The sequence below is a fragment of the Streptomyces sp. CNZ287 genome, assembly GCF_007827615.1.
In genome coordinates this window covers 16,702-33,483 of the sequence record NZ_VISV01000006.1, presented here as the reverse complement: position 1 = coordinate 33,483, position 16,782 = coordinate 16,702, and the positions used below count along the sequence as shown (strand labels likewise).

Below are 16,782 nucleotides of genomic sequence, written 5' to 3'. Positions count from 1 at the left end.
CCTTGGGCGGGTGTGCGGGGGATGTGCGGGGATGTTCCGGGTGTTCCCTGTGTGCCGTGTGTGTGGTGCGTGCCCTGTGCGCTGTACGCGACAGGTGGGGCGGGTGTGCGGGATGTCGGGAGTGGCCGGGGCGGGCTTTCGCTGGGCTACGCCGGCTGCACCAGCGTGTATCCCTCGTCCAGCAGCCGCGGCAGGTAGTACTCCAGCGCCCGTACCGTCGCCCACCTGTTGCCCCCGCCGTCGTGCGCCAGCACGATCGCGCCCGCGTGGGCCTTCCTGAGCACGGTCTTCTCGATGAACGCCTGGTCGCGGTGGTCCCAGTCGAGCGTGTCGATGTCCCACTGGAAGGGCTCCATCTGCAGTTGCGCGCAGATCTCCAGGCTCGGCCCGTGCCACCTCCCGTACGGCGCCCGCGCCACCCGCGGCGGCGCGCCCAGCTCCTTCGCCACCAGCTCGCAGGTCTGCTCCAGTTCGGCGCGCACCCGCGGTGTGCTGATCAGGTCGAGCTGCGGGTGGGTGTAGGAGTGGTTGCCGACGACATGGCCTTCCGCGGCGATCCGGCGCAGTACGTCGCGGTTCCAGGGGATGTTCTCGCCGATGACGAAGAACGTCGCGCGTGCCCCGTGGTGGCGCAGGATCCGCAGGATCTCCGGCGTCTGAGTCGCATGCGGGCCGTCGTCGAAGGTGAGCGCGATCTTCTTGCCGGTCTCCCGGAGCGTGGTGTGCGCTGCCGCGCGCACCGCGACCGGCCGGGTGGGTCCGACGATACGGGCCATGCCGCCCGACGTCGTCATCGGCGCGGTGCCGGTGCGGCCGGCGGCCGGGCGCAGCCCGTACGAGGGGCGGCGGAGCGGCTTGCCGTCCGCCAGGCCCGTCCGGACGGCCGCCGTCCCCGACCTGGGGGCGTGCGCGTCGGGGGCGAGGGCGAGCTGGTACGCGCCGAGCAGGCCCAGGCAGAACGCGGTGCGCCGGGACACCCCTCGCGTGGGGCCTTTGTCATATTTCATGACCAACTGCTCTCATGAGGTGGAGCCAGGGCCGGTCAGTGACACGGGGCGCCGCGCCGAAGCACCGGATCGGGCCCCGGCGAGTGGCGGGGAGATCCGGAACGCGGTAGTTACGGGGGCGTCTTGTGCGCGTCGTCCCTCCGCGGGGGCCGCAGGCACGAGCGTCGTCCGGCGGCGGCCGCCGGGCCGCGACCGGACCCCCGGCGGCGGCCCGCCGCAGGGGCGGCGCCGCCCGTCCGCTACGCCGAATGGCCCAGGTCGCGCCCCTTCGACAACGTGCCGGAGCCGGGACCGGGCTTCACTGGAAGCGTCGATAACGGAGCCGGAGCCGGGAGCGCCGCCGTCACGAGGGCCCGCCGGACCGTCCCCGCGCCGAATGCGAGCTGAGGAGAGACGCCGTGCGGGCGACGTTCACACTGGGGCGCATCGCCGGGATCCGGGTCGGGGTCCACTGGAGCGTGGTCCTGATCTTCGGCATCATCCTGGTCGGCCTCGCGCAGGGCCAGCTCCCGGACTCGGATCCCGGCCGTCCCCGGGCGCTGTACTGGGCGGCGGGCCTGGTGGCCGCCCTGGTCTTCTTCGTCTCCCTCCTCGCCCACGAGCTGGCGCACGCCGTGGTCGCGCGGCGCAACGGCGTCGACGCGGACGACATCGTGCTGTGGCTGCTCGGCGGGGTGGCCCGGCTGAAGTCGGAGGCGTCGAGCCCGGGGGCGGAGCTGCGGATCGCGGGGATCGGCCCCCTGGTCAGCCTCGTGCTGGGCGGACTCTTCGTGCTGGGCACCTGGCTCCTCCACCACGCGTCCGCGCCGGAGCTCGTGGTGCAGGTGATGGGCTGGCTGGCGGGCATCAACCTGCTGCTCGCCGTCTTCAACTCCCTGCCGGCCGCGCCGCTGGACGGCGGGCGGCTGCTGCGCGCGCTGCTGTGGTGGCGTACGGGAGACCGGCTGCGGGCAATCGCCGGGGCCACCGCGGCGGGCCGCGCGCTGGGCTGGCTGCTCATCGTGCTGGGCTTCGTGTGGTTCCTGAGAGGCGGCGGGTTCAGCGGCCTCTGGCTGGCGCTGATCGGCTGGTTCCTCATCGGGGCGGCCACCGCCGAGAGCCGGCAGGCGCAGTTGCGCGGTGTGCTCTCCGGTGTCCCCGTACGGAACGCCATGACGCCGGACCCGGTCGTGGTGCCCGCGAGCCTGGACGTCGCGCACCTGCTGGACAACCCGCTGTACCGGCACTCGGCGTTCCCCGTCCTCGGCGGGAACGGGGAGCCGGTCGGTCTGGTGACGCTGCGCGGCGCCCGGCACGTACGGCCCGACCACGGCGGGACGGTGACCGTGGGCGAGGTGATGGTGCCGCTGGCGGAGCTCGTCGTCGTCGGACCGGACGACTCCCTGGCCGATCTGCTGCCCCGCATGTCGCCGGGTCCCGAACACCGCGTCCTGGTCACCGAGGAGGGCAGGCTCGCCGGGATCCTGTCGCTGTCGGACATCAGCCGGACGGTGAGGTACCTGGCCGAAACCACGCCCCGCGCGAGACAGGGACCCTGACCGCGGGGCCGCCGGCTCCTCGTCCGCCATGGACGTGTACGCCGTGCCGGTGCCAGGCCGTGCGGTGGTGTCGCTCACAGTTCGCGGGCCGCGGGACCGGCGCGGCGCGGCGGCGCGGTTACCCTGGCGTCGCTCCCGTACCCCCTGACCGCAGGCGAGGCCGCACGTGTTCCGGACGATGCTGAAGTCCAAGATCCACCGCGCTACCGTGACCCAGGCCGACCTGCACTACGTCGGGTCCCTCACCGTCGACGAGGACCTCATGGAGGCAGCCGACCTGCTGGCCGGCGAGCAGGTCGACGTCGTCGACATCGACAACGGCGCCCGGCTCACCACCTACGTCATCCCCGGCCCGCGCGGCAGCGGCGTGATCGGCATCAACGGCGCGGCGGCCCGGCTGGTCAGCCCCGGCGACCTGGTGATCGTCATCAGCTACGCGACGGTGGCCGACGCGGAGGCGAAAGCGCTGCTGCCGCGGATCGTCTTCGTGGACGGCGACAACCGCCCCGTCCGGCACGGCTCGGACCCGGCCGAGGCGCTGCCCGGCACGGCAACGGTGCGGGGCGACTCCGTGGCCGGCGACTGAGCGGAAGTCGCCGGCGGGGGTCGCCCCGCACCGTGAGGGGCGCAGCGGGCGGCGCCGCGGCCGCCCGCCGTCGTGTGCGCGGGCCTCAGGAACGGCCCGCCTCGATGTCCAGCGTGATCTTGATCTTGTCGCTCACCGCGGCACCGGCCGCGCCGCCGGTCACGCCGAAGTCGCTGCGGTTGATCTCGGTGGTCGCGGAGAACCCGACGACCGTGTGGCCCTCCTGCATGCCCGGCCCGAAGCCGCCGACCTCGGTCTCCAGGGTCACGGGGCGGGTCACGCCGCGCAGGGTCAGGTCGCCGTCGATCAGGTAGACATCGTCCTTCACCCGGATCCCGGTGGACTTGAAGGTCATCTCCGGGTACGTCTCGACGTCCAGGAAGTCCGCCGTGCGTACGTGGTCGTCACGCATGTCGTTGCGCGTGTTGACCGAGGTGGTCCGGATGACCGCGGTGACCTCGGACTGCAGCGGGTCCTCGTGGGTCACGATGGTGCCCTCGACATGGTCGAACGTGCCGCGGACCCGCGTGACGCCCAGGTGCCGGACGACGAACGAGACGTCGGAGTGCACCGGGTCGATCGTCCAGGTGCCGGTCTGGTAAGCGGGGATCCGGTCGGCGTGAGTGGTCATGGGGATATGCCTCTTCCGTAGCGGTGCCCACCACTGGGCAAGTGGTTGAACTCTCACCAAAAAGACTAGCACTCTCTGGTTGAGGACTCAACTATAGGTATGCTGGACACATGAACGACGTACGCTGGCTCTCCGAGGACGAACAGCGGATATGGCGCCTCTTCATGGACGCGGTCCGTGACTTCAACGCTCATCTGGACCGCCAGTTGCGGCGCGACTCCGGGATGCCCGTGGCGTACTACGAGATCCTGGTGCACCTCTCCGAGGCCCCCGGGCGCAGCCTGCGCATGAGCCAGCTCGCCGAGCTGTGCCGCTCCTCGCGCAGCCGGCTGTCGCACGCGGTGGCGGCCCTGGAGAAGGCGGGGTACGTCTCCCGCTGCACCACCGACGCCGACCGCCGGGGGTCCGTGGCGCAGCTCACCGACGCCGGGTTCGGCGTGCTGGAGGCGGCGGCGCCGGCGCATGTGACGGAGGTGCGCAAGCACCTCTTCGACGTGCTCACGCCGGAGCAGCAGCAGCAGCTCGGTGAGATCAGCGGCGCGGTGAAGAACGGGCTGCGGCCGATCTGCGCGCAGGCGCGGGCCGAGGACGGTGAGGAGGCCGAGGAGGCGGAGGTCACCGTGGAGGCCACCGCGGAGGGCGCCGCAGGCAAGGCGCGGGAAGCCGTCGCGGAAGCCTGACGCCCGCCGCCGGGTCCCGACTCCCCGGCCCGCCGCGGCGGCGGCCGCCGCGCGGGTGCCCGCCCCGCCGCCGGGGATCGCGTCCGGAGCGGAGCGGGCAGGGTGCGTACGCCTTACTCGGACAGCGTCCATACCGCGTGCGCGAGCGCGTCGCTGTTCCGGTTGAGCGCCGTGTCGTTCACGTTCGACGTGGTGTCGCACGAGGAGTGGTAGCACCGGTCGAATGCCTGACCGGCCGTGCCGCCCCACTTCGCCGCCTGCGCCGACGACTTCGTCCGGCTCGCGCCCGTGAACAGCCCGCCGACCGGCACGCCCGCGCTCTTGAACGCCGCGTGGTCGGACCTGCCGTCGCCCTCGGTCTCGATCTCGGTGGGGACGCCGAGGCCGGCGTAGTAGTCCTTGAAGACCTTCTCGATCTGCGGGTCGTCGTCGTAGACGAAGTACCCGGGGTTGGGCGAGCCGATCATGTCGAAGTTCAGATAGCCGGAGAGCGCGGCGCGGTCGGCGGCCGGCAGGTTGCTGACGTAGTACCGGGAGCCGACCAGGCCCAGTTCCTCCGCGCCCCACCAGGCGAAGCGCAGGTGCTCGCGCGGCTGGAAGCCGGACCGGGCGACGGCAAGCGCGGTCTCCAGGACGGCGGCGGAGCCGGTGCCGTTGTCGTTGATGCCGGGTCCCGAGGAGACCGAGTCGAGGTGCGCGCCGGCCATGAGGACCTGGTTCGCGTCGCCGCCCGGCCAGTCGGCGATGAGGTTGTAGCCGGTGCCGCCGCCGGCGCTGAACTGCTGGATACTGGTGGTGAATCCGGCGGCGTCGAGCTTGCCCTTCACGTAGTCGAGCGAGGCCCGGTAGCCGGGACGGCCGTGGGCGCGGTTGCCGCCGTTGGCGGCGGCGATGGACTGGAACTGCGACAGGTGCGCCTTGACGTTCGCGACGGGTATGTCCGGCGCCTGCTCGGGCGCGACGCGCGCCGCGGGCGCGGCGGTTGAGCCGTTGGACGCGGGCTGCGCCGCGGGCTCCGCGGCGACGGCGGCCGGCACGAGCAGCGCGGTCAGCAGCCCGCCGGCGAGGAGCGCGGCGGCCGGCCGCGACCTGAGGCGTGCACGACGGAGGGGCATGGGTGCTCCCAACGGTGGGGGACTGTCGTGCACATGAGGCTGGCGGAGCTGTTGAGGCCGCGTCAAGAACCCATCCGGTCGCGCAAAACCGGTTATCGGACAGGTGGTGTACGCGGCCACCCGCCGTCGTACGCAGTCGCGCCCGGTTCGGCGCCCCCTTCCGCACCCGGTGCACCCGCTTCCGTGCCCGGTCCTGCGCCCCGTCGTACGCCGCCGAGCCCCCCGCGCCGCCGCCCGCACCGGTTCGTACGACCCCTCCGCCGGTCCTCACCGGCGCCGGGCCCCCGTCCCCGTATCGTCTCTGGCTATGAACATCATGGGAGTCGACATCGGCGGCTCGGGCATCAAGGGCGCCCCGGCCGACCTGGACACGGGCGCCCTCGCGGAGGAGCGGCACAAGGTGCTCACCCCGCACCCCTCGGGCCCCGACGCCGTCGCCGACGGCGTCGCCGCGGTCGTCGAGCACTTCGCCGGGCACGAGGGCCCGGTCGGCGTCACCTTCCCCGGCGTCATCACCGACGGCGTCGTACGCACCGCCGCCAACGTCGACAAGAGCTGGGTCGACGTCGACGCCGCCGCCCTCCTCGGCAACCGCCTCGGCCGCCCCGTCCACATCGTCAACGACGCCGACGCCGCCGGCATCGCCGAACTGACCTTCGGCGCAGCCCGCGGCCGCACCGGCACCGTCATCGTGCTCACCTTCGGCACCGGCATCGGCAGCGCCGTCTTCACCGGCGGCCGCCTCGTCCCCAACACCGAGCTGGGCCACCTGGAGCTGCACGGTCACGAGGCGGAGAAGCGCGCCTCCGCCAAGGAGCGCGAGGACAAGGACCTGAGCTGGAGGCACTGGGCCCACCGGGTGCAGCGCTATCTCGCCCATCTGGAGATGCTCTTCACGCCCGAACTCTTCGTCATCGGCGGCGGGGTGAGCCGCAAGGCGGACAAGTTCCTCGACGACATCACCGGCATCCGCGCCGACGTCGTCCCCGCCGAACTGCAGAACAACGCGGGCATCGTCGGCGCCGCGATGGCCGCCGCGGCCGCGCGCTGACACCGCCGGTCTCCGGCGCTCCTGCCGCTCTCCCCTATGGTGAGTGGGTTCCGCATACGGAACGTAGGGAGAAGGTGACCGTACGTGCTCGACGAACGGGTGGAGACGCCCGCGGAAGGCGGCGGCGCACCGGGGCGCTCACCGCGTACCGACGCGGTGGTCTTCGGCGTCGCCGCCGCGCTGACGCTGGCGTTCGTGATCTGGGGCGCGGTGGCGACGGACTCCCTGGAGGACGTCTCCACGTCCCTGCTGAACGACACGATGCACTACGGCGGATGGGCCTTCGTGCTCGCCGCCTCCGGCTTCGTGATCTTCGCCCTGTGGCTGGCCTTCAGCCGCTACGGCCGCATCACCCTCGGCCGGGAGGGAGAACAGCCGGAGTTCCGCACCGTGTCATGGGTCGCGATGATGTTCAGCGCCGGCATGGGCATCGGCCTGATGTTCTACGGCGTGAACGAGCCCCTCGCGCACTTCGCCACCCCGCCGCCCGACACCGTCTCCGCCGGCGCCGGTGCCGCCTCGCGGATGGAGGTCGCGATGGCGACCACCCTCTTCCACTGGACGCTGCACCCCTGGGCCATCTACGCCGCCGTCGGCCTCGCCATGGCGTACAGCGTCTTCCGCCGCAACCGCCGGCAGACCATCAGCGCCGTCTTCACCCCGCTCATCGGCCCGCGGCACGCCAACGGCGGCGCCGGCAAGGTCATCGACATCCTCGCCATCTTCGCCACCCTCTTCGGCTCCGCCGCCTCGCTCGGGCTCGGCGCGCTGCAGATCGGCAGCGGCGTCAGGGAGGTCGGCTGGACGTCGGAGGAGGTCGGCGAGGGGCTGCTGATCCTCGTCATCGGCGTGCTCACCGCGGCGTTCGTCGCCTCCGCGGTCTCCGGCATCGAGCGCGGCATCCAGTGGCTGTCGAACATCAACATGGTGCTCGCCGCGGCGCTCGCCGTGTTCGTCTTCATCGCGGGACCGACGATCCTGATCCTCGACCTCATCCCGACCTCGATCGGGTCGTTCTTCGCCGAACTGCCGCAGATGATGGCGCGTACGGAGGCCAGCGGCGGCTCGGACGTCGCCGGCTGGCTGTCGGGCTGGACGGTCTTCTACTGGGCGTGGTGGATCTCGTGGACGCCGTTCGTCGGTATGTTCATCGCGCGCATCAGCCGGGGGCGCACCATCAGACAGTTCGTCGGCGGCGTGATCCTCGTGCCCAGCGTGGTCAGCCTTCTGTGGTTCTGCATCCTCGGCGGCACGGCGATGCAGCAGGAGGCCCACGGGGCGGGCATCACCGAGGAGTCGACGCAGGAGGGGCAGTTGTTCGCGGTGCTGAACGCGTACCCGATCGCCGGCGTCACGACGCTGCTGGTGATGGTCCTCGTCGGCATCTTCTTCGTCTCCGGCGCGGACGCCGCGTCGATCGTGATGGGCGCGCTGTCGCAGAAGGGGACGCTGGAGCCGACGCGCATGGTGGTCGTCGTCTGGGGTGTGCTGACCGGTGCGGTCGCCGCCGTCATGCTGCTGGTCGGGGGCGGCGGGGACGCCGCGCTGACCGGGCTGAAGAACCTCACGATCCTCGTCGCGGTGCCCTTCACGCTGGTGATGATCGGGCTGTGCGCGGCGCTCATGCGCGACCTGCGGCACGACGAGCTGATCGTCATCGGCGAGCAGGGCGAGCAGGCGGTCGAGACGGCGGTACGGGCCGGACACCAGCACTACGGCGGGGAGTTCGAGCTGCAGATCCGCGGACCCGCGCAACGGCTGCGCGGCGGCCGGGGCCCGGGCCGGGACCGCGGTGACGGGGAAGGCGGGGGTGACGGCGGGGACGCGGCGCCGGACCCCGGGGACGGCCGGCCCGCGGACTGAGCAACGGGGCCCGGCGCCCGGTGCGTACGAGCCGGAAGCCCGGCCCGTACGCACCGGGGCGCCCGGCAGGGGTCAACCGACCGGTGGACCCCCGGTTCCACCGGTCGCGGCTGTCGGGGGCAGGGGCGCGATCGCGAGCATTTCCGGTATGAGAAATCTCCCCGTTCGCACAGCCCGCTGGAGCGCCCGGCATCCGTGGCGCGCGATCGCCGGCTGGTTCGTCTTCGTCGCCCTCTGCCTGGGCACCGGCATCGCCGTCGGCGGCAACCCCGCCACCACCGAGGACTTCTGGGTCGGCGAGGCCGGCCGCGCCGAGCAGATGGCGACGGAGGGCGGTCTGGAGCGTAAGCCCACCGAACACGTCCTCATCCGCGCCGAGTCCGGCCGCTCCCTCGACCACGCCGCCGCCCGCGCGGCCGCCCGGGACATCACCGACCGGATGGAGCGGCTTCCCGAAGTGGCGTCCGTCGCCGCGCCCGTACGCTCCGCCCACGGCGAGGCGCTGCGGGTGCCGGTCGTGCTGAAGGGGGCCGAGCTGGACGGGAAGAAGAACGTCGGGCCCCTGCTGGAGCAGACCGGGAAGGCGGCCGCGGCGCACCCCGGCGTCGTCATCGAGGAGACCGGTTCGCCCGCGATCAGCAAGGGGGTCAACGAGCAGCGCGGCGAGGACCTGGCGCTCTCCGAGCGCATCTCGCTGCCCGTCACGCTCGTCACGCTGCTCGTCGTCTTCGGGTCCTTCGTCATGGCCGGCGTGCCGCTGCTGCTGGCCCTGACGTCGATCGCCGCGGCGCTCGGCCTGTCGATGACGGCCTCCCACCTGCTGCCCGACCCCGGCGTCGGTACCAACCTGATCCTGCTCATCGGCCTCGCCGTCGGCGTCGACTACACGCTCTTCTACCTCAAGCGCGAGCGAGAGGAGCGCGCCCGCGCCGAAGGAAGGCTGTCGTCCGCCGCCCTCGTCGAACTGGCGGCGTCGACGGCCGGGCGCGCCATCGTCGTCTCCGGCCTCGCCGTCATCGTCTCCACCGCCACCCTCTACCTCGCCACCGACGTCATCTTCTCCTCCCTCGCCACGGGCACGATCCTCGTGGTGGCCATGGCCGTCGTCAGCTCCCTGACGGCGTTGCCCGCGCTGCTCGTGACCATCGGCCGCCGCACCGAGCGGCGGGCCGCACGTCGTGAGGCGCGCGGGGCCACCCCGCGCCGGCGCCGGCAACGCCCCGAGCACGGCCGGGTCTTCGCCGCGCTGATGCGGCCCGCGCAGCGGCGTCCCGCCGCCACCCTGGTCGTCTCCGTGCTGGCCATGGCCGCGCTCGCCGTGCCCGCGCTCGATATGAAGCTCGTGGACCCCGGCAAGGACACCTTCTCCCGCGACATCCCCGCCATGCAGACGTACGACCGGCTGACCGCCGCCTTCCCCGAGCTGAAGGTGGAGCACGAGGTCGTCGCCCGGGCCGCCGCGGAGCGCGCCCCCGAGGTGCGGCGGGCGCTGGCCGGGCTGGGCCGGCGGGTGTCGGCCGACCCGCTGTTCGTCCGGGACGCCGAGCCCGCGGTACGTACCTCACCGGACGGCCGGACCAGCGTGCTCGTGCTCTCCGTACCGCACTTCGCCAACTCCCGGCCCGCGAAGGACTCGCTGCGGCATCTGCGCGACGAGCACCTGCCCGCGACCGTCGGGCGGCTGGCCGGCGTCGAGACGGCCGTCAGCGGGGACGTCGCCCGCGGCACCGACTACGTGGAGGACGAGCGCGACAAGCTGCCGCTGGTCGTCGGAGCCCTGCTGCTGCTCACCTTCGTGATGACGGTGATCGCGTTCCGCTCGGTGGTGATCGGGCTGCTCGGCGTCGTGCTGAACCTGCTCTCCGCCGCCGCCGCGCTCGGCGCGCTCGTCATCGTCTTCCAGGGCACGTGGGCCGAGGGGTTGCTCGACTTCGACTCGATGGGCGCGATCGCCTCCCGGGTGCCGCTGTTCCTCTTCGTGATCCTCTTCGGCCTTTCGATGGACTACCAGGTGTTCGTGGTCAGCCGGATCAAGGAGGCCCGGGACACCGGGATGCCGGCGCGGGAGGCGGTGATCGCGGGCATCGGGGCGTCGGCGAAGGTCGTGACCAGCGCTGCGGTCGTGATGGTCACCGTCTTCGCCGGGTTCGTCGCGCTGCATCTGACCGAGATGAAGCAGATGGGCTTCTGCCTCGCGCTCGCCGTGCTGCTCGACGCGGTGGTGATCCGGTTGATGGTGCTGCCCGCGGCCCTGCTGCTCCTCGGCGAGCGGGCCTGGTGGCGGACGCCGCGCCGGCCCGCACCGCTCCCGGCGGCGGGGGTGCCGGTGCCGGTGGGCGGCGCGGACGGGGAGACGGCCCGTACGGCCCGGAACGTACGCTGAACAGCATGCTTCCTCGGCCACGGCGCGGCGACCCCCTCTGGATCTGGATGCTGCACGGCTGGGACGTCTTCTCCTGGGCGATCATCGGCCTGCTGACACTGGTCACGATCCTCGGAGACGTCCCGGCCGGGGACCGGTACGGGTCGCTCGCGCCCGTGGCCCTGCTCGCCCTCGGCTACGCGGTCGTGCGCAGCCGCCCCGGGAATCCGGTGCGGCTCGCGTACGGCTACCTCGTCCTGCTCATTCTCGTCCTGGGGTGGCTGTCGTGGCTCCGCGACGGCTACGGCGTGCTCTACACGGTGACGCTGGCCCAGTTCGTGATCTTCGTGGACGGCCTGCGGGGCGCCGTCGTCAGCAGCGCCCTCGGCGCCGTCGCGATCACTCTCGGCGGTGCGCTGCGCGAGGGCTGGAGTGTCGACAGTCTCGCCGCCAACGCCCTCTCGTCCGTCGCCGTCTACGCCGTCAGCGTCATGATCGCGCTGCTGACCCCCCGGGCACTGGCGGTACGCGACGAGCGCGCCCGGTTGCGCAGCCGGCTGGCCGACGCCGAACAGCAGCTCGTGCACGCGCAGAAGCGGCAGGGCGCCGCCGAGGAGCGGGAGCGGATCGCGCGGGAGATCCACGACACCCTCGCGCAGGGCTTCGCTTCGATCGTCGTACTCGCCGAGGCGGCGCGCGCCGGGCTGGCCGCCGAGCCCGCGAAGAGCGCGCAGCAGTTGCTCTCCATCGAACGCACCGCCCGCGAGAACCTCGCCGAGGCCCGCGTCCTCGTCGGCGCCGCCCCGCGCAGCGGTGTCGCCGCCGGTTCCGTCGCCACCACGCTGCGGCGCACCCTGGACCGCTTCGCCGAGGACACCGGGCTCGTGGTCGAGGCCCAACTGCCTGACGTCGACTGCGACCAGCCGACCCGGATCGCACTCCTGCGCTGTACGCAGGAGTCGCTGGCCAACGTGCGCAAGCACGCGGAGGCGTCGACGGTCGGGGTGGTGCTGACGGCGGGCCCGGAGGGCATCGAGCTGGAGATCACCGACGACGGGAAGGGGTTCGCACCGGGGGCGGTGGGGCCGGCCGCGACTCGCGGCGGCGGTGCCGGTGTCGACGACGGCGAGGCGGACGGCGCCGTGCCTGCCGGGGGCTTCGGGCTGGACGGGATGCGCCGGCGGCTCGCCGAGTTCGGCGGCGAGCTCACCGTGACCAGCTCCCCCGGTGACGGCACCCGCATACTCGTCACCGTGCCCGCCGCCGAGCCCACCGCGGACGGCGCCCTCCCGGACGGGACCCGCGCGGCCGGGGCGGCCACCGTCACTGCCGCCGGCGCGACGGGCGCCACCGGAATCGCCACGGACGGACAGGTCTGAGATGACGACACCCGTACATGCCACTCCGCTCCGCGTCGTCCTCGCCGACGACCACATCGTGATGCGCGCGGGCCTCGTCGCGCTGCTCGCCGCCGAGCCCAGCATCGAGGTCGTCGGCGAGGCCGGCGACGGCCGCGAGGCCGTCGCCCTCGTCGCCCGCCTCGATCCGGACGTCGCCCTCCTCGACCTGCGGATGCCGCAGCTCGACGGCGTCGGCGCCACCGCCGCGATCGTCGCGGCAACGGCGCGTACCCGGGTGCTGATCCTCACCACGTACGACACGGACAGCGAGATCGAGCGCGCGGTCGAGGCCGGTGCCACCGGCTATCTGCTGAAGGACGCCACCCGCGCCCAGTTGGTCGACGCCATCCACGCCGCCTCCCGCGGCGAGACGGTCCTCGCGCCCCGCGTCGCCCAGCGCCTGGTGGCGAAGATGCGCAGCCCCGCCCCGGTGACGCTGACGCCGCGTGAGTCCGAGGTACTGGCCGGGGTGGCCGAGGGGCTGTCGAACGCCGAGATCGGCAAGCGCCTGTTCATCGGTGAGGCCACCGTGAAGACCCACCTGCTGCGCATCTTCGCCAAGCTCGACGTCAGCGACCGTACCCGCGCCGTGGTCGTCGCCCTGGAGAGCGGCCTGCTGCCGAGCCGCTGAGGCCCGGAGCTTCCGGCCGCTCCCGACTCGCCCCCTTCCTGCTTCCGCGCGGCGCGCGCACAATGCGGTCGACACCGTCGCCGCCCGGAAGGCAGGGACCCGTGAGCCGACGCCGTACCGCACCCCCGTTACGCACCACCGCCACCGCCGCCGTCCTCGCCGTGCTCGGCGCGCTGCTGACCGTGCTCGCCCCGCCCGCGTCGGCGTCCGACGCGGGGCGGCCCGCCGCGGCGACCGCGGTGCGCGGCGGCGAGGCGCTGTACGGGCCCTCGTACGCCTGCACGCTGGGCTTCAACGCCGTGAGCGGCGGCACCTCGTACGGCATCATCGCCGGCCACTGCGCCGACGTCGGCAGCACGTGGGCCGTCGAGGCGGAGGGCGGCCGCGTGTCCGTCGGCGTGACCTCCGGGTCGGTCTTCCCCGGCAGCGACTACGGCGTCGTCCGCTACACCAACACCTCCGTGTCGTACCCCGGCGAGGTCAAGGGCAGCGGCGGCGCGCCGGTGGACATCACCGGCGCCGCCGACCCGGCGCCCGGCATGTCGCTGTGCCACTACGGGCGGGTCGGCGGCTACCGCTGCGGCACGGTGCAGGCGGTCAACCTCACCGTGAACTTCCCCGGCGGGACCGTCTCGGGACTGTTCCGCTCCTCCATCTGCTCCGAGCCCGGCGACACCGGCGGACCCGCGTTCTCCGGCGGCCGGGCGGTCGGCATCATCGTCGGCGGCAGCGGCAACTGCACCAGCGGCGGCGTCACGTACTACCAGCCCGTCAAGGAGATCCTGGCCGCCTACGGCCTCACGCTGTCGTAGCCGCGGAGGTACGGGCGAGGAGGTCGCGCAGCGCCGCGGCCACCTCGTCCGGTGCCTCCTCGGCCATGAAGTGGCCGCAGCTCACGGTGGCGTGCCGCAGGTCGGGGGCCCAGGCGCGCCACCGCGCCGCGGCGTCGAAGCCGAGCGCGGCGCCCCAGTCCTGCTGGAGGACGGCGACCGGCATGCGCAGCAGGTTGCCGGCGTCGCGGTCGGCGGTGTCGTGCTCGACGTCGACGCCCGCGGAGGCGCGGTAGTCCGCCACGATCGACGGCACCGCTTCGCGGGACGCGGCGAGATACGCGGCGCGCACGTCGGCGGGGAAGGTGTCCCCGCCGCCGGACCAGATGTCGAGGAAGTGGCCGAAGAACGCGTCCGGGGCGGCGGCGATCATCTCCTCGGGCAGGCCGGGCGGTTGCGCCATGAGGTACAGGTGGAAGCCGACCGCGGCCGACACCCCGTGCATCACGTCCCACATGTCGAGCGTCGGCAGCACGTCCAGGCACGCCAGGTGGGTCACCGCGTCCGGGTGGTCGAGCCCCGCGCGGAACGCCACCAGCGCGCCGCGGTCGTGGCCCGCGAGCGCGAAGCGCTCGTGCCCCAGCGCGCGGGTGAGCGCCACGACGTCCTCGGCCATCGTGCGCTTCGCGTACGTGCCGCCGCCGGGCCCGCCCGCTGCCTCGGCCGGCTTGTCGCTGGCGCCGTAGCCGCGCAGGTCGGGGCAGATGACGGTGTGGTCGGCGGCAAGCCGGGAGGCGACGTGCCGCCACATGAGGTGGGTCTGCGGGAAGCCGTGCAGCAGCACGACGGCGCTGCCGCCGGGGTTGCCGCCGACGGCGGCGCTGAGGGCGACGCCGTCGGCGACGGGGACGCGCCGGTAGTCGAAGCCGGGGATGCGGGGTGACATCGGGGATTCCCTTCGTAGCCGATCGTTGCCCCCAGCGTGCGCGGCGCGGATGAGCAGCGGATGAGCGCGCTGTACGGTGGCGCCCGGCGGGGCCCGGGCGGGTCCCGGGCCGGGTCTGGAGAGGTGGTCGGCGGTGCGGGTCCTTTTCGGCGTGCTGGGTCCTGTGACGGCCTGGGACGTCGACGGGGCCGGGTCCTCCGGCCCCGGGGGCGGCGGCGCGGAGGGCGGCGCGATCGCGCTGAAGGGGCCGCGGCACCGGGCCGTGCTCGCCCGCCTGATCGTCGCGCGCCGCCGCGTCGTCCCGGTCGGCCTGCTGGTCGAGGACCTGTGGACCGACCCGCCCGCGGACGCGGTGGGCGCGGTACGCACCTTCGTCGCCGCGCTGCGCCGCGCCCTCGAACCCGGCCGCCCGCCGCGCGCGCCCGCGCGGCTGCTGGTCACGCAGGGCCCTGGATACGCGCTGCGCGCCGACCCGGACGCCGTCGACGCCTGGCGCTTCGAGCGCGCGGTAGCCGAGGCGAGAGACCTGCCACCGGGGGAGGCGGTGGCGCGCCTCGAACAGGCGCTGGGCTGGTGGCGCGGCCCCGCGTACGCGGAGTTCGCCGACCTGCCGTGGGCCCGTACCGAGCGCTCCCGCCTCGCCGACCTGCGCCTGCACGCCGTCGAGTCGTACGCGGAGGCCCGGCTGTCGCTGGGCCGCGCCGCCGAGACCGCCGCGGACCTGGACGCCCACGTGGCCGAGCACCCCTGGCGCGAGGACGCCTGGCGCCTGCTGGCGCTGGCCCTGTACCGCGCGGGCCGCCAGGCCGACGCGCTCGCGGTGCTGCGCCGCGCGCGCACGACGCTGGTCGGGCAGTTGGGCGTGGACCCGGGCCCCGCGCTACGGCGACTGGAGACGGACATCCTGGCGCAGGCGGACCACCTGGAGGCGCCGGGCGGGGGCGACGAGGCGCGGAGGGTGTGGGCCGAGGCGGCGGCCGCGTACGACCGGGCCGTCGCAGGCGGGGCGCGGGCGCGGCTGGAGTCCACGGTCGGGCTGCTGCGCAGCCTCGCGGTCACCGGGGGCGGCGGGCTCCAGGCCGCGCGGCGGCACCGGGTGGCGGCCGTCGAGGCGGCCGAGGAGTCGGGCGACCCCGAGCTGACCGCCCGGGTCATCGGCGCGTACGACGTGCCCGCCGTCTGGACCCGCGTCGACGACCCGGAGCAGGCCGGCCGCGTCGTGGCCGCCGCCGAACGCGCCCTCGCCGCGCTGCCGCCCGCCGAGCACGCCGCCGTACGGGCCCGGCTGCTGGCCACCGTCGCCGTCGAGTCCCGCGGCACCCGCGCGGCGCGCGGGCCGCAGGCCGCCCGGGAGGCGGAGCGGCTGGCCCGCGGCCTGGACGATCCGGCGCTGCTGGCGTTCGCGCTCAACGGCGCGTTCATGCAGACCTTCGGGCGCACCGGTCTGGCCGCGGAACGGGACCGGATCGGCGCCGAGCTGGCCGGGCTCGCGGCGCGGCACGGCCTCGTGACGTACGAGGTGCTGGGCCACCTGATCCGGCTCCAGGCCCGCGCCGCACTGGCGGACTTTCCGGGTGCGGACGAGCACGCCGCCGCGGCCGACCGGCTCGCCGAGCGCCACGAACTGCCGCTGGTCGCGGTCTTCACGGGCTGGTACGCGGCCCTCCGCCTCGCCGAAACCGGCACCCCGCCTCCGTATGCCGCGGCCCCCGCGGAGGGCGGACCCGCCGGCCGTGACGCGGCCGGGCGGTCCGAGGACGCCTACCGCGCCGCCGCCCGGCTCCTCGACGGGGCCGGGATGCCCGGCCTGGAGCGGGGGCTGCTCCCCTTGGCGCTGCTCTGCCTGCGGCTGCGGCGCGGGCTCCCCGCGGCCGTCGGCCCGGACGCCGACTGGGGCCCGTACGAGCCGTGGGTGCGGCCCCTCCTCCTGCTGGGCGAGGGGCGGCGTGCGGAGGCGGCGACGGCGCTGCGGGCCGCGCCGGAGCCGCCGCGCGATCTGATGCAGGAGGCCGTCTGGTGCCTCCTCGCACGGGCCGCCGTCGAACTCGGCGACCGCGAGACCATGGCGCGCGCCCGCGACCGCCTCGCCCCTGCGGCGGACGAGATCGCCGGCGCGGGGACCGGGCTGCTGACCCTGGGGCCCGTCGCGGCCCACCTCGCCGCGCTCACCGCCGCACTCGGCGACCCACCGCCCGCGTAGCC

General features: G+C 74.1%; 14 protein-coding genes. 10 read left to right on the top strand and 4 right to left on the bottom strand.

Translation table 11 applies throughout. From position 1 onward, the window contains the following. Positions 1 to 146: 146 nt before the first annotated feature. Complete coding sequence (locus FB457_RS13510; RefSeq protein ID WP_145782023.1) at positions 147 to 1,007, bottom strand: polysaccharide deacetylase family protein; 861 nt, start codon at positions 1,005 to 1,007, stop codon at positions 147 to 149. Between the two features lie 398 nt (positions 1,008 to 1,405). Between FB457_RS13510 and FB457_RS13505 the strand changes: the two genes are divergently transcribed. Continuing rightward, positions 1,406 to 2,545, top strand: a complete 1,140-nt coding sequence (locus tag FB457_RS13505) for a site-2 protease family protein (protein WP_047015870.1) — start codon at positions 1,406 to 1,408, stop codon at positions 2,543 to 2,545. Between the two features lie 166 nt (positions 2,546 to 2,711). Further along, entirely contained in the window at positions 2,712 to 3,131 is a 420-nt protein-coding gene (panD, locus tag FB457_RS13500; RefSeq protein WP_047015869.1) for an aspartate 1-decarboxylase, read from the top strand. Between the two features lie 85 nt (positions 3,132 to 3,216). On the opposite strand, the gene FB457_RS13495 is transcribed toward panD, so the two are convergent. Beyond that, complete coding sequence (locus FB457_RS13495; RefSeq protein ID WP_047015868.1) at positions 3,217 to 3,762, bottom strand: YceI family protein; 546 nt, start codon at positions 3,760 to 3,762, stop codon at positions 3,217 to 3,219. Between the two features lie 110 nt (positions 3,763 to 3,872). Here FB457_RS13495 and FB457_RS13490 point away from each other — a divergent pair, with 110 nt between their 5' ends. Beyond that, entirely contained in the window at positions 3,873 to 4,442 is a 570-nt protein-coding gene (locus FB457_RS13490) for a MarR family transcriptional regulator (RefSeq protein ID WP_145782021.1), read from the top strand. Positions 4,443 to 4,555: 113 nt separating this feature from the next. On the opposite strand, the gene FB457_RS13485 is transcribed toward FB457_RS13490, so the two are convergent. Next, on the bottom strand, positions 4,556 to 5,557 hold the full coding sequence (locus FB457_RS13485) for a M28 family peptidase (RefSeq protein WP_145782019.1): 1,002 nt from the start codon (positions 5,555 to 5,557) through the stop codon (positions 4,556 to 4,558). 307 nt (positions 5,558 to 5,864) lie between these two features. Between FB457_RS13485 and ppgK the strand changes: the two genes are divergently transcribed. From ppgK to FB457_RS13455, 6 genes are all read left to right on the top strand, one after another. Beyond that, positions 5,865 to 6,608, top strand: coding sequence for a polyphosphate--glucose phosphotransferase (ppgK, locus tag FB457_RS13480; RefSeq protein WP_145782016.1), 744 nt, complete (start codon positions 5,865 to 5,867; stop codon positions 6,606 to 6,608). Between the two features lie 84 nt (positions 6,609 to 6,692). Then, positions 6,693 to 8,471 carry a BCCT family transporter gene (locus FB457_RS13475; RefSeq protein ID WP_047015864.1) on the top strand — a complete coding sequence of 593 codons (1,779 nt, stop codon included), beginning with the start codon at positions 6,693 to 6,695 and terminating at the stop codon, positions 8,469 to 8,471. A 148-nt stretch (positions 8,472 to 8,619) separates the two neighbouring features. Beyond that, positions 8,620 to 10,854 (top strand): MMPL family transporter, encoded by a 2,235-nt coding sequence (locus FB457_RS13470; RefSeq protein WP_145782014.1) that lies wholly within the window; start codon positions 8,620 to 8,622, stop codon positions 10,852 to 10,854. A gap of 5 nt (positions 10,855 to 10,859) precedes the next feature. Continuing rightward, the gene (locus FB457_RS13465) at positions 10,860 to 12,212 is read left to right on the top strand and encodes a sensor histidine kinase (RefSeq protein WP_145782012.1); all 1,353 of its coding nucleotides are present in this window, start codon (positions 10,860 to 10,862) and stop codon (positions 12,210 to 12,212) included. A gap of 1 nt (position 12,213) precedes the next feature. After that, positions 12,214 to 12,864, top strand: coding sequence for a response regulator transcription factor (locus FB457_RS13460; RefSeq protein WP_145782010.1), 651 nt, complete (start codon positions 12,214 to 12,216; stop codon positions 12,862 to 12,864). A 101-nt stretch (positions 12,865 to 12,965) separates the two neighbouring features. Next, positions 12,966 to 13,676 (top strand): S1 family peptidase, encoded by a 711-nt coding sequence (locus FB457_RS13455; protein ID WP_047015861.1) that lies wholly within the window; start codon positions 12,966 to 12,968, stop codon positions 13,674 to 13,676. Here the strand turns inward: FB457_RS13455 and FB457_RS13450 are convergent. Beyond that, positions 13,663 to 14,580, bottom strand: coding sequence for an alpha/beta fold hydrolase (locus tag FB457_RS13450; protein WP_145782008.1), 918 nt, complete (start codon positions 14,578 to 14,580; stop codon positions 13,663 to 13,665). The genes FB457_RS13455 and FB457_RS13450 overlap by 14 nt on opposite strands. A gap of 133 nt (positions 14,581 to 14,713) precedes the next feature. Here FB457_RS13450 and FB457_RS13445 point away from each other — a divergent pair, with 133 nt between their 5' ends. After that, positions 14,714 to 16,780 carry a BTAD domain-containing putative transcriptional regulator gene (locus FB457_RS13445; RefSeq protein WP_145782006.1) on the top strand — a complete coding sequence of 689 codons (2,067 nt, stop codon included), beginning with the start codon at positions 14,714 to 14,716 and terminating at the stop codon, positions 16,778 to 16,780. Positions 16,781 to 16,782: the final 2 nt, after the last annotated feature.

Excerpts from the sequence above, each read along its gene's own strand:
- FB457_RS13470 (WP_145782014.1), top strand. The coding sequence starts at position 8,620 with ATGAGAAATCTCCCCGTTCGCACAGCCCGCTGGAGCGCCCGGCATCCG.
- FB457_RS13490 (WP_145782021.1), top strand. The coding sequence starts at position 3,873 with ATGAACGACGTACGCTGGCTCTCCGAGGACGAACAGCGGATATGGCGC.
- FB457_RS13460 (WP_145782010.1), top strand. The coding sequence starts at position 12,214 with ATGACGACACCCGTACATGCCACTCCGCTCCGCGTCGTCCTCGCCGAC.
- FB457_RS13450 (WP_145782008.1), bottom strand. The coding sequence starts at position 14,580 with ATGTCACCCCGCATCCCCGGCTTCGACTACCGGCGCGTCCCCGTCGCC.
- FB457_RS13510 (WP_145782023.1), bottom strand. The coding sequence starts at position 1,007 with ATGAAATATGACAAAGGCCCCACGCGAGGGGTGTCCCGGCGCACCGCG.
- FB457_RS13495 (WP_047015868.1), bottom strand. The coding sequence starts at position 3,762 with ATGACCACTCACGCCGACCGGATCCCCGCTTACCAGACCGGCACCTGG.
- FB457_RS13465 (WP_145782012.1), top strand. The coding sequence starts at position 10,860 with ATGCTTCCTCGGCCACGGCGCGGCGACCCCCTCTGGATCTGGATGCTG.
- FB457_RS13485 (WP_145782019.1), bottom strand. The coding sequence starts at position 5,557 with ATGCCCCTCCGTCGTGCACGCCTCAGGTCGCGGCCGGCCGCCGCGCTC.
- ppgK (WP_145782016.1), top strand. The coding sequence starts at position 5,865 with ATGAACATCATGGGAGTCGACATCGGCGGCTCGGGCATCAAGGGCGCC.